The following is a 12,201-nucleotide window of genomic DNA, read 5'->3' on the forward strand; positions in this document are numbered from 1 at the left end:
TTAGACGCTGATGCCGACTTCGCGCATCAGGTCGAGCGTTGGGCGAATGTCGGACAGTTGTGTGAGGTCGAGGTTTGCGGGCGGGTTGAGTTCGTCGATGGTCGGCAGGTTGCCCACCGGTTCGACGTCGGGGATGAGCGGATACTCGTACGTCGTGGTGGCGAAGTACGCCTGTGCCTCAGCAGAGAGCAGGTGGCGCACGAAGTTCGCGGCCATCTCCGGGTCGGCTGCAGTGTCCACGACGCACGCGCCAGCGACGTTGAAGATGGCTCCGGCGTCACCTTCGGTGAATGCGGTTGCGAGCGGCGCGTCCTCGCGGTCTGCGAGCACCCGCTGGATGTAGTAGTGGTTCGTGAATCCAGCGTCGATTTCGCCGTCCGCGACGGCGAGGGCGATGGCGAACTCGTCTGTGTACTCTTCGACGCCGAGGTCAAGCATACCTTCGAGCCACTGTTTCGTGGCTTCCTCGCCGTTCAAGATACGCATGGCCGTGACGAACGCCTGGAACGAGCCGTAGGACGGTGCCCAGCCCATGCTGTCGCGCAGTTGCTCTTGGTCCGGAAACGCCATGATGTCGGTCGGGAGATCCGATTCGCTGAGCGAGTCTGTGTTGTACGGAATCGTCCGTGCGCGCCCGGAGGTGCCGACCCAGTTGCCGTCGGGGTCGTGGAACTCGGTGCGTACCATGTCCGTAATCTCGCTTGGGAGTGGTTCTGTTCGATTCTCGTCTGCGAGGAAGCCAAGCGACCCGGCGTTGACCGAGAAGAACACGTCTGCGGGACTGTTCTGGCCTTCGTTCAGAATCTTCTGAACGAGTTGACTCGACCCTTCGTAGCGCGGCTGGATGTCCAACTCGGGATAGAGGCTTTCGATGTAGGCGATGAGTTCGCCGACGAGCGCCTCGCCGCGTCCGGAGTAGATGGTAATCTCACCGGAGAGGTCCGGCATGTCCTTCATCGAGGTGCCACCCTGAATCTGGTCACCGAGGCGTCCGGAGCCAATTTGGCCGAACTCGGGAGTTTCGGTGGTGTTCGTCTCTTCACCGGACATGAATTGGGTACATCCGGCGAGCGATGCGACGCCAGCGAGGGTGCCAGCGGACTGGAGGAACCGGCGTCGGGACGTCCCCGATGCCCGACGGTTCCGACTGCCAGCGGGGCTGGCGTCGGACGTGTCTCTCGAATCCATTAGTAGTAGTTTAGGGCAGCCTAAATCACTTTAACCTGCCGATTCGGGGTTAATCGTCTGCGAGTACTTCGACGGGCTGGCTCGGGGCCGCTCCGTCAAGTTCTGCGAGACACGCGAGCCAGTCGTGCATGTACTCACCGACGAAGTTGAGAAAGCCACCATTGTTCCACTGGTCGAACTCGCCATCTGCGAGGGCGTTTGCCATCGCCTCGAACGCTTCAGCGTAGGAGTCTGCATCGTCACCGATCTCGTCTACGAGTTCCCAGACGTGTTCGTTGAGTTCGAGCGCGGGAACCTCGTTGTTCAGGTCGTCGAACGTCGAACGCGGTGCTTTGTTGTGCTCACAGAGCGGAGAGCCGTTGTAAATCTCGGTTCCCATGATGTCACACGCGCGCTTGAGGAACACGCCACTCCAGATGTCGTCGAAGCGCCCGACGTTCCACTCGTTGTCGTCCATCGGGAGCTGGTAGAACGCGGGAATGACCTCGCGCCGGAAGGCGAGATTCATCGAACAGACGGTGAGGTAGTTGTCGCGGGCGGCCACGAAATCGTTCGTGAAATCTGCTGCGCCAGTCCGCGTCTGGGCTTGCCCTTCTAAGTCGCCGTCCATGAGGATGCGCACGGCATCGAGGTCGGGGACGTTCGTCCAGAGGCCCTGTGAGGCGACGACGTTCGAGATTTCGGTGGTGTCGGTCTCGACTGTCTCGTTCATCGCGGCGTAGGGGTAGCCACGCGGGTAGAGGCCGTGGTCGGCTGCGTTCTGGTAGAGCACGTTCACCCACTGGGTGTCTGATTGGACGCGCTCTATGTCGCCTTCGTAGTCGAGGTTGGCCAGATGGCGGCCGAAGAAGTCCTCGTCTGGGTGTGGGAGGGTGTCGTCATCGATGAAAAAGCCGAGGTCGTACTGTGGGTTTGCCCACATGTAGAGCAGGCCAAAGCTGGTCTCTGCATGGCTTGCAGCCGGAATGATGTGTGAATACTCGCTGATGTCGTGGGCATCGTACCACGCTTCGCGCCGAGCGCCGTCGAACACGTCACCTGAAACGCCTTCATCATCGAGCATCGCTTCCATCGCGTCGGTGTCACAGAACTCCTCGGTGACGAGCAAGAAGTGAAGTCTGTCTGTATCGAACTCGTGTTCGCGCGCGTTGTCGAGGTACGCACGAACGCACCCGTACTCGCGGATAGTTGGGATGATGACACAAATGTCTGTGGTCATTGGTCAGCTGATTTTACTTTTTTAGGTTGGCCTAAAGTATCTGTCGTTCGCCACCGCCGTGGTATGACATAACTTAACATGGAAAATAAAATGTGAAAAACAACGATTTTTCATATGCTAGACCGACACTTGGTGAACAAAACCATACTATTCTGACTCACACACCATATTTAATCCCATATAAGGACAATGCTTATCCCTCTATCACGGGTCGCTTTGAATAAGGGCAACGGGGGTGAGGAACAATGATAAATAGATTGTTCTGGTGTGGGCGAGTAGCCACCCGTTGCAACTTGGAGATTACAATATGGACCTGGAACACCAAACATGCGTTGTAACCGGTGCCTCTCGGGGTATCGGCCGTGGGATTGCTGTCGAATTAGCCAGTGAAGGTGCAAACGTCGTCGTAAACTACCGCTCCTCAGAGGGCGAGGCCTACGACGTCGTCGAAGAAATCGAAGAAGCCGGTGGGTCGGCCATCGCCGTCCAAGCGGACGTCGCGAACATCGACGAAGTCGAAGCCATGCGCGAGAAGGTCACCAACGCCTTCGGTCCGGCGACGGTGCTCGTGAACAACGCGGGCATCACGGTGGACAAGAAGTTCACCAACATGACCCGTGAAGACTGGGACCGCGTCATGGACGTGAACTTAGGCGGGATTTTCAACTGCACGAGCGTCTTCTTCGACGACATCACCGACGCCAAAGACGGCCGGCTCATCAACATCTCGAGCGTCGTTGGCCAGCAGGGGAACTACGGGCAAGCGAACTACGCGACGACCAAGAGTGGCCTGTTCGGATTCACCCGGACGATTGCCCTCGAAATGTCTCGCTCGCGAGCCACCGCGAACTGCGTCGCACCTGGCTTCGTCAAGACCGACATGCTCGAAACGGTTCCAGACCGTGTCCAAGAGAAAATCATCCAGCGCATCCCACTCGGTCGGTTTGCCGAAGTGGACGACATCGCCGGGATGGTCTCGTTCCTTGCGAGTCCGAAATCCTCGTACATGACGGGCCAGATTCTTGGCGTCAACGGCGGCATGGAGTGGTAGGCAATGAGTGGGGACGAGGGTTCTGGAGCCGGGGAGCTTCAGAAACGGCGCGAAAAAGCAGCGCGCGGCGGCGGTAAAGAGCGAATCGAAGCCCAACACGAGAAGGGCAAGCTCACCGCACGCGAGCGTATCGACTACTTCCTAGACGACGGAACGTTCCACGAGTTCGACCAGTTCGTCGAACACCGGTGTACGAGCTTCGGCATGGACGAGAAGACGCAGGCCGGAGACGCCGTCGTCACAGGCTACGGCGACGTAGACGGCCGGAAGGTGCTCGTCTTCGCCCACGACTTCACCGTCTTCGGTGGCTCCGTGAGCGAGGTCGTTGGCCAGAAAATCGCCAAGGCGATGGAACACGCCATCAACAACGGCGTGCCCATCATCGGGCTGAACGATTCGGGTGGAGCCCGCATCCAAGAAGGCCTCGATGCACTCGTTGGCTTTGCGAAACTGTTTAAGCTGAACACGAAAGCCTCGGGCGTCATCCCACAGATTTCATCGGTTATGGGGCCGTGTGCGGGTGGGGCGACCTACTCGCCTGCGCTCACCGACTTCACCGTCATGGTGCAGGACACGAGCCACATGATGATTACCGGCCCCGAGGTCATCAAGACCGTCACGGGCGAGGACATCACGATGGAAGAACTCGGCGGGGCACAGGCTCATTCGACGAGGAGTGGCGTTGCCCACTTCGTTTGCGACGACGACAAGGAGGCGCTCGACCACATCCGCGCGCTGCTGTCGTACCTCCCGTCGAATCACTTAGAAGACCCACCAGTCGTCGAATCGTGGGACGACCCGGAGCGCGAACTCGACGACATCCTCGACATCGTTCCCGAAGACCCGAAAAAGCCCTACGACGTGCGCGACGTCATCGACCGCGTCGTCGACGAAGAATCGTTCCTCGAAGTCCAGCCCGCGTTCGCGCGCACGGTCGTCACTGGCTTTGCCCGGATGGACGGCAAGCCGGTCGGCATCGTCGCGAACCAGCCGAAAGTCAACGCCGGGACGCTGGACATCGAATCGAGCGAGAAAGCGGCCAGGTTCGTGCGCTTTTGTGACGCCTTCAACTTCCCCATCATCTCGCTCGTGGACGTGCCCGGCTTCATGCCCGGCACCGAACAGGAGCACAACGGCATCATCCGCCACGGTGCAAAACTCATCTACGCCTACGCGGAGGCAACGGTGCCGCTCTTGACCGTCATCACGCGCAAAGCCTACGGCGGGGCGTACATCGTGATGGCCTCTAAGTTCCTCGGCGCGGACGTGAACTACGCCTGGCCGGAAGCCGAGATGGCTGTGATGGGACCACAGGGTGCCGTAAACATCCTTTTCAGAAAACAGATTGCGGCCGCAGACGACCCCGAAGCAGAACGCGAACAGCTCATGGAGGATTTCCGCGAGGAGTTTGCGAACCCGTACGCCGCCGCGAAACGCGGCTACGTAGACGACGTGTTGCACCCGCGCGAGACGCGAGCGCGGCTTATCGCTGACCTCGAACTGCTCTCCCGAAAACGCGTCGACCAACCAGACAAAGCACACGGAAACATCCCACTATGACCACGCAAATACTCCAACACCCAGCGGAACTCGAACTCCACGGACGCGAGAAACCGCGTCCTGAACCATCACCAGTCGAACAGACACCACCAGAACCGGAACTGCCACCCATCGAACTTGAAGATGGACGGACAATTTCGCTTCCGGACACCGCCACCGAGGCCGAAGCGGCGGCGATAGCCGCGGCGGTGAGCGCACACCTCTCGGCAGAGGATGCTGTTCGCGTCGAAGCAGAACAGCCGACGCGAGAGAGCAACTGGACGGTTGCTCGGCGACTCAAAATGGGCCGCGAAGCGCGGCGGTTGCCACGGACGGAGACCGGGAGCGCGTGGAGACTCGCAGGCCGTTTGCACTGACCACGTCACCGAAACACACACAGCAGTTCACTGATTCATTCAATACATGGACGTCGCAATTATTGGCGCGTCGATGACCCAGTTCGGAAAGCGCGAGGGCTGGATTCGCGACTTGCTCGCGGAAGCCGGCGAAGCGTGTCTCACCGACGCGGGTGTCGACCCCACTGACTTAGACCATCTGTACGTATCGAACATGGCGAGCGGGGAGTTCGAAGGCATGACTGGCGTGCCGAACATGCTCGCCCACGACCTCGGCGCAATGCCCGCCTACACCGCGCGCATCGACCAGACCAGCTCCTCTGGCGGCGCTGGCATCTACCACGCCTGGCAGTCGGTCGCCTCCGGCGCGAGCGAGATGACGATGCTCGTCGGCGGCGAGAAGATGACCCATCGTTCGACGCCGGAATCGACGGACATCATCGCCTCGATTACGCATCCCGTCGAGTACAAACACGGCCTGACGCTCCCGAGTTTCGCGGGACTCACCGCCCGACTGTACCTCGACAAGTACGACGCACCCCGCGAGAGTCTGGCGAAAGTCGCGGTCAAGAACCACAAAAACGGCGTGGACAACCCCCACGCCCAGTTCCGAAAGGAAGTTGATTTGGAGACGGTCATGGAGTCGCCGATCGTGGCTGACCCGCTCCGACTTTATGACTTCTGTCCCATCACCGACGGCAGTGCCGCGCTCATGTTCTGCCCCGAGGAAGTCGCCAAGGAGTACACCGACGAGTACGTCGTCGTCTCCGGCGTTGGCGGCGCGACGGACACACACGTCGTCCACGAACGCGACGACCCGACTGTCATGGGCGGTGTCGTCGAAAGCGGAAAAATCGCGTACGAAATGTCCGGTTACCGCCCCGAGGACATCGACGTGGCCGAACTCCACGACATGTTCACCATCCTCGAATTCCTCCAGAGCGAGGGGCTCGGCTTCTTCGAACCCGGTGAAGGCTGGAAAGCCGTAGAAGAGGGCGTGACCGAACGCGACGGCGACCTCCCGGTTAACACCTCCGGTGGCCTCAAATCGAAAGGGCACCCGCTCGGTGCGTCGGGTGTTGCGCAGGGCTACGAAATTTACAAACAGCTCATGGGCGAGGCCGGAAAGCGCCAAGTCGAGGCCGACGTTGGCCTCTGTTGTAACGTCGGTGGCTTTGGAAACTGTGTTATTACCACTATCATGGAGGCCCACCAATGAGCTTCGACGCCTACGGCTGTGCGAACGGCCACCTCACATACCCAAGCCACCCGCTCTGTCCGGAGTGTGGTGAGAAACAGACCGAAACCGTCGACCTTACCGAGGAGACAGCGACCGTCGTCACGTGGACGACGAGCATGGCGACGCCACCCGGCGTGGAGGCCCCGAACACGATTGCCATCGTGGAGTTCGACGTTGACGGTGAAACGGTCCGCGCCATCGGACAGGCGACGACCGACGAAATCGAAATCGGTGACGAAGTGCGACCCGTGTACGCAGACCAACTCCGTGAACCCGGTGCGGGCATTCGAGAGCCTGAGAGTCAGGAGTGGGATGGGTACCGGTTTGAACCTGTCCTGTAAGCGGTTCTTGTACCGCGGAAGACAGGCTCAAATCGGAGGTTCTGAACCTGTCCTGTAACCAACGCTTGTACCGCGGAAGACAGGTTCAAGCCGGAGGTTCCGTAACTGCCCTGTAACCGTCTCGCACCCGACCTGACCGCTCTTTTTTGCCGTCTCCGGCCGTCTCTAGGTCATGGAACCTCGACTCAGCCTCGTCACGCTCGGCGTTTCCCACCTCGACCGCGCAATCGAATTTTACCGCGACGGGCTTGGGCTGCCTCTCGAAACTCGTGACCCAGACAGCGACGTGGCGTTTTTCACACTCGGGGCGACGAAACTTTCGCTGTACCCGCGCGAACTGCTCGCAGAGGACGTGACGGTGTCGCCCGACGGCGAAGGGTTTTCCGGAATTACGCTCGCACACAACGTGCGGTCTGCGCAAGCGGTCGATGCGCAACTCGAAGAAGCAATCGAGGCGGGCGCAACGCTCGTCAAACCCGGCCAAGAGGTGTTCTGGGGCGGCTATTCGGGCTACTTTGCCGACCCGGACGGGCACCTCTGGGAGGTTGCGTGGAACCCGTTTTTCGACATCGACTAGCTCAGCGTGCGGGCTGGTGTGTCAGTTCGTAGTGGCCGAGTTCCGATTCGAGCCGGTCGAGGAACTGGTTGATGGAGACAGCGTGATTCCCCTCCGTCCGCGGGAACACATCGACCAACTCGTCGCCGTCGTACACGGCGAGACACACCATGGGGAGGATGAGTTCGTTCGTGTCTTCGCCGGTGAACCAGTGTGATTCGTGTTCGGTGAAGTACGGGCGGAGGCTCATGTGATGGGAGTGTGCCCAGTTGTCGAACTCCGTGTAGGAGGCAAGGGCGCGTGCTGCCCGCTCGTCGGTATCGCGCTCTAACACGACGCGCATGGGCCACTTGTGGGTCTCTATGTGTGTACCGTTCTCCCGTTCGAGTTCGTGGAGCCGCTCAAAGATACGCTCCTGTGAGCGGCGCGCTTCGTCCGGGGCTGGTGCTCTGTAAAACAGTTCGAGTCGTCGGGTGGGTAGGTTCTTCATACTGCGCTCCTGAAACCGGTGGTTCTTCGACGTTGGTTTGCAAATGGTAACACACCGCACGAATATGAAGATTTTTCTCCTCCAGCAGTCTATCCGTTCTGCTATCAGCTTTCGTCGTCTTCGTCATCGACGGCGTCTAACTCCTCGCGTATCGTCTCCAGTTCTGACTCGATTTCCTCGTCTGCGAGAGCATCCTCTAGGTCGCGTACCGAGTCGTCCAGCTTTGTGTCTTCATCCGGCTCGACCGGGATGACGATGGGCTGGTCGCCAGTCGGGCTGCGTGGCGACTGGCGAGAGGCTGAGTCGCCTCGCGTCTCGGCCAATCGCTCGTCGATTTCGTCTCTGAGCGTGCGAGCTTCGGTGAGCAGCTTACGGGCTTCTGGATTCTCGGGGAGGGCACCCTCTTCGAGAGAGACTTGAATCTCGGTTAGCGCACGTTCGAGTCGGTCAATCGCATCTTGGCTCACGTCGCGGGCGCGAGTCGAGGCGTTTCGTGTCGATTCGGATGCGTCGAGGCTGCGGTTCGTGACGTGGATGACCTCTTGGACGAGTTCGAGCGCCCGGATGTTCGCTTCGAGGACGGCAATCGCGGTTGGAATCGCATACTCATCGGTAAACGAGAGGAGTCGGCGCGGTGATGGGGGACGGGGCAGCCCACGGCGCGTGGTCGGTTCGAGCGCGGTTCTGAGTTCTGCAAGCGTCGCTTCGAGGTCGTCGATCAACGGGGAGACCTCATCGCGCGCGTCGTGTGACATACCCTCACATATGGTGTGCACATGGAAAAAGGTGACAACTCGGAGAATCGCTCCTGAAACGCTCCCACAATCTTTATTAGCAACTAATTCCACTTAATATGAAAGATGCCGGGAGAGGGAGGAACTGGTCTGACGGAGACGACGGCCATCACGCAGGCACTTGCCGCGCTAAAGCGCAGAGGGAGCAGCATTTTGCTCGTCGGTTCTGGGTGTGACAGCGCCCACCACCACGCGTGTCAGCGCTTGCTGGGTGACGATCCCACAGCATCCCGTCGCAGACTGTTCGTATTCACAGACAGCCCGATTGATGTAGACCGCCGCCTCCCAAGTGGAAACTGGGGACCAGATTCGCTCAAGGTGATCAATTCCGCGGTGCTCACCCGGAGTGCCAGCGCGGCGACCGCGAACACCGCCACGTCCGTTCCGACGACGACGGTTGACGAGCGCGACCTAGCTGGCCTCGGTCGCGCCATCTCTGCGGACATCGAAACGTTCGAGCTGCTCTCCGATGGCCTCGACCCGGCCGAACTTCGCCTGTGTGTCGACTCGCTCGTCCCGCTGCTCGCGGACCACGACGACGAATCCGTCTTCTCGTTTCTCCACGCGCTCGAAGGCGAACTCCACCGCGTGAGCGGCATGGGCCACTTCCACCTGCCACTCGCCTACGACTCTGAAGCCGTCCAACTCATCGAACCGCTGTTCGACGCCGTCATCGAGACGCGCTGTGAAGGCGACGACGAATACCAGCGCTGGCACTTAGAAGACGGCAGCCTCACGACCGACTGGCTCGCGCTGTAATCACTCCGGTTCCGTTCTCCAACTCACTATCGCGTTGAGCGAACGCGCTCTGTGTCGGTACCTCCAACACGCCAGTGCACTCAGTCGAACTCGTCGAAGCCTTGCAGCGAGAACTCTTCTGGTTGGTAACCTGCCCGGTCTACGACGGCGTCGGAGACGAAAATCGGGCAGTCTGCGCGCAGTGCGATGGCGATGGCGTCACTCGGGCGGGCGTCGAAGACGAGTTCGCGACCCTCGCCGCCGACGTACTGTTCTGCGTCGATTTTCGCAAAAAAGGTGCCATCCGCGAGGTCGTCGATGCGGACCTGGTCGATTGCACCGCCGAACTCTGCGACCATGTCCACGAGGAGGTCGTGGGTAAGCGGGCGCTCGAACTGCCGCCCGCGCATGGCGAGTTGCATCGACTGCGCTTGGTCTGCACTCACGTAAATCGGGAGCAGTTCGCCTCTCACTTCGAGGACCACCGCAGGTGCGCCGGAACCTTCGTTCCCCACACTGACCCCGACGCCCCGAACGACGGCTCGATGAGTCATATCTCGTGATACGACGCCCACCGTCAAAAGCGATAGTGGTGCCAGTAACTGACGCCCGCTCTCGGCACGAAGACCGTTGAAGCCGGTTGGAATCTGGTGCGCCGATAGCCGTCGGAATCGTTACACGCTGTCGCTGAACACGTTTTCCGTGCCAATCACGCCTGCCTGTCCAGCGGCGACGAGTCCAGCACCAACGAGAACGAGCCCCGCGGCCACGCCGAAGGTGACGGTGTACCCCATTGAATCCGCGAGCGCGCCTCCGAGGGCGCTCCCGATGCCGCCGCCGACACTCGACAGGGCGGTGTACGCGCCGAGTGCCTCTCCCCGTACCGCTGGCGGGGCGAGTCGCGTGACGATACTGGTCGCGGTGACGGCGATTATCGCCCACGTGACGCCGATGATGGCGAACAGCGCGAGCAGCCCCGAGAAACCGGCCAGCGCACCGATACCGCCGACGAGCGCCACGCCGGGAAAGAGGAGGGTGCGCGCGCCGAGGGCGCTCGTCTGCAGCCGATGGGACTCCCACTTGGTGGCGAGTTTCCCTACCCGGCCGTAGAACACTGCAGACCCGGCGCTGTTCACGACGAACAGGATGAAAATTTGGTCGGTCGAGTAGTGAAGGCCGGTGAGGTACGCCGGGAGCGGCCCGAAGTACACGGAAAAGCCAATGAAGAAAACGACGGCGGCGAACAGGTACGTCCCGAGCGCGGAGGTCCCTCGGTTAGAAAAGCGGCGTGCGTTGAACGACGCCAACCCCCAGTAGATGCGAGAGGGGCCATAAGGAATTGCACGAACGTACCGACCGGCCCCCCACCCGCCGCGTCCGAGGGTTCGATAGACGCGAAGAAACCGGTCACGGCTCACCATCGAGGGTTCTGGGTACCAGTGACGAGCGAGCAGAAACGCGACGAACGTCGTGGCCGCGATGACCGAGAAAAACAGTTGCTGGGCTTCGACCTGTGAAAGTCGGCTGCCGGCGAGCGCCATCCAGCCGGCTCCGGTGACGAGTCCGAGGAGCCAGCCGAAGCCCTGTACTTCGTTTAACCGGGCGATGCGGTCGTCCCATTCGATGTCGGGGACGCCGTCTACGACAATGAGGTTGAGTACCGGGGCCGCCGCGGCGACAACGAACCAGAGGGCAGCGTTCGCGACCAGCAGCAGCCACGGTTCGGTGATGAGTGGCACGACGGCGAGGACGAGGGCCGTGGCGGCGAGCGCGACGAGAACGAACGGCCGCCGCCGCCCGGTTCGGGTGGCGAGTCGTCCCCAGAGCAGGGCCCCCGGGACGCCGGCAAACGCGGCGGTTGAGGCCATCAAGCCGACGAGGAGTGCGTTGCTCCCGAGTGCGAGCGCGTACAGCGGAATCAACAGTGATGCGGCTCCGACTGCGGCGTAGCCCAGCCCCCACGCGTAGAGCCAACGGTCGTCGGTCATAGTGGTATTGACACAGACAGTCCACTTTGCTTTACTGAAGTGACCATACGCTGGAACTGGACGCAGCGCGCGCTGAACGGTCTCGCAAAATACGAACCCAGAATCGCGGAGGTTACGTCAGCCGACTGTCCCTGAGTCGTTCGGGTAGTCACTGCCGACACACCAGCACATATGGTGATTCAATCGAAAGTCGGTCGATATGCACGAACGCGCCTCCCAGTTCGCGGCTCGCGCCGCAGAAGAGTACGGGTTCGAGGTTGATGTTCACGAGTTCCCTGAGGGGACGAAAACCGCAGCAGATGCCGCAGACGCCATTGGCTGTGCCGTTGCCCAGATTGCAAGCAGTATCGCCGTCATCGCAGACGGCGACCTCATCGTCGTCGTCACGTCCGGCGCAAACCGGGTTGATTTCGAAAAAGTCGCTGACTTACAGGAAGTTCCAGAAGGGACAGTCAGGATGGCAAATGCAGACGAGATAAAGGAGACGCTTGGCTGGTCTATCGGTGGCGTGCCGCCGTTTTGCCATTCGACGCGCGTTCCGGTGTATCTCGATGAGACGTTGCTCAGCCACGACCAGGTGTGGGCAGCGGCGGGGACGCCACAGACGGTGTTTCCAATCGACCCGGACACGCTGACGTCGTTTTCTGAGGCCACAGTCGCGGACGTTCGAACGTAGTCACCACCTGCGCTTATCTGTCCGG

The 12,201-nt window shown here is 60.7% G+C and carries 14 protein-coding genes; 8 read left to right on the forward strand and 6 right to left on the reverse strand.

The features are described 5' to 3' along the window. Both V5N13_RS01305 and V5N13_RS01310 read right to left on the reverse strand, forming a co-directional pair. The gene (locus V5N13_RS01305) at positions 1-1,188 is read right to left on the reverse strand and encodes an extracellular solute-binding protein (protein WP_336359298.1); all 1,188 of its coding nucleotides are present in this window, start codon (positions 1,186-1,188) and stop codon (positions 1-3) included. 49 nt (positions 1,189-1,237) lie between these two features. Then, positions 1,238-2,407, reverse strand: a complete 1,170-nt coding sequence (locus tag V5N13_RS01310; RefSeq protein ID WP_336359299.1) for an alpha-1 4-glucan-protein synthase — start codon at positions 2,405-2,407, stop codon at positions 1,238-1,240. Between the two features lie 307 nt (positions 2,408-2,714). Here V5N13_RS01310 and V5N13_RS01315 point away from each other — a divergent pair, with 307 nt between their 5' ends. The 6 genes from V5N13_RS01315 (at position 2,715) to V5N13_RS01340 (ending at position 7,511) form a co-directional block, all read left to right on the forward strand. Beyond that, the gene (locus V5N13_RS01315) at positions 2,715-3,458 is read left to right on the forward strand and encodes a beta-ketoacyl-ACP reductase (protein WP_336359300.1); all 744 of its coding nucleotides are present in this window, start codon (positions 2,715-2,717) and stop codon (positions 3,456-3,458) included. Between the two features lie 3 nt (positions 3,459-3,461). Continuing rightward, a complete protein-coding gene (locus V5N13_RS01320) occupies positions 3,462-5,018 on the forward strand; it encodes an acyl-CoA carboxylase subunit beta (protein WP_336359301.1) in 1,557 nt (518 codons plus the stop codon). Beyond that, positions 5,015-5,374 (forward strand): hypothetical protein, encoded by a 360-nt coding sequence (locus V5N13_RS01325; RefSeq protein ID WP_336359302.1) that lies wholly within the window; start codon positions 5,015-5,017, stop codon positions 5,372-5,374. The genes V5N13_RS01320 and V5N13_RS01325 overlap by 4 nt, the downstream gene beginning before the upstream one ends. Before the next feature lie 46 nt (positions 5,375-5,420). After that, positions 5,421-6,572, forward strand: coding sequence for a thiolase family protein (locus V5N13_RS01330; protein ID WP_336359303.1), 1,152 nt, complete (start codon positions 5,421-5,423; stop codon positions 6,570-6,572). Beyond that, positions 6,569-6,934, forward strand: coding sequence for a Zn-ribbon domain-containing OB-fold protein (locus V5N13_RS01335; RefSeq protein ID WP_332899040.1), 366 nt, complete (start codon positions 6,569-6,571; stop codon positions 6,932-6,934). The genes V5N13_RS01330 and V5N13_RS01335 overlap by 4 nt, the downstream gene beginning before the upstream one ends. A 172-nt stretch (positions 6,935-7,106) precedes the next feature. Further along, positions 7,107-7,511 carry a VOC family protein gene (locus V5N13_RS01340; RefSeq protein ID WP_336359304.1) on the forward strand — a complete coding sequence of 135 codons (405 nt, stop codon included), beginning with the start codon at positions 7,107-7,109 and terminating at the stop codon, positions 7,509-7,511. A gap of 1 nt (position 7,512) precedes the next feature. Here V5N13_RS01340 and V5N13_RS01345 read toward each other — a convergent pair whose 3' ends face one another. Together V5N13_RS01345 and V5N13_RS01350 are read right to left on the reverse strand one after the other, a co-directional pair. Then, the gene (locus V5N13_RS01345) at positions 7,513-7,980 is read right to left on the reverse strand and encodes an HTH domain-containing protein (protein WP_336359305.1); all 468 of its coding nucleotides are present in this window, start codon (positions 7,978-7,980) and stop codon (positions 7,513-7,515) included. Positions 7,981-8,084: 104 nt separating this feature from the next. Then, on the reverse strand, positions 8,085-8,735 hold the full coding sequence (locus tag V5N13_RS01350) for a DUF7547 family protein (protein WP_336359306.1): 651 nt from the start codon (positions 8,733-8,735) through the stop codon (positions 8,085-8,087). Between the two features lie 105 nt (positions 8,736-8,840). Here V5N13_RS01350 and V5N13_RS01355 point away from each other — a divergent pair, with 105 nt between their 5' ends. Then, complete coding sequence (locus V5N13_RS01355) at positions 8,841-9,533, forward strand: DUF7504 family protein (protein ID WP_336359307.1); 693 nt, start codon at positions 8,841-8,843, stop codon at positions 9,531-9,533. 80 nt (positions 9,534-9,613) lie between these two features. On the opposite strand, the gene V5N13_RS01360 is transcribed toward V5N13_RS01355, so the two are convergent. Both V5N13_RS01360 and V5N13_RS01365 read right to left on the reverse strand, forming a co-directional pair. Beyond that, positions 9,614-10,066 (reverse strand): bifunctional nuclease family protein, encoded by a 453-nt coding sequence (locus V5N13_RS01360; protein ID WP_332899045.1) that lies wholly within the window; start codon positions 10,064-10,066, stop codon positions 9,614-9,616. Between the two features lie 120 nt (positions 10,067-10,186). Then, positions 10,187-11,500: an MFS transporter gene (locus tag V5N13_RS01365; RefSeq protein WP_336359308.1), complete on the reverse strand. Its 1,314-nt coding sequence runs from the start codon at positions 11,498-11,500 to the stop codon at positions 10,187-10,189. Between the two features lie 199 nt (positions 11,501-11,699). Here V5N13_RS01365 and V5N13_RS01370 point away from each other — a divergent pair, with 199 nt between their 5' ends. Continuing rightward, the gene (locus V5N13_RS01370) at positions 11,700-12,176 is read left to right on the forward strand and encodes a YbaK/EbsC family protein (RefSeq protein ID WP_336359309.1); all 477 of its coding nucleotides are present in this window, start codon (positions 11,700-11,702) and stop codon (positions 12,174-12,176) included. The last annotated feature ends 25 nt before the right edge of the window (positions 12,177-12,201 follow it).

The organism is Haladaptatus sp. ZSTT2 (assembly GCF_037081775.1).
In the GTDB taxonomy this organism is placed as follows: Archaea; Halobacteriota; Halobacteria; order Halobacteriales; family Halococcaceae; genus QDMS2.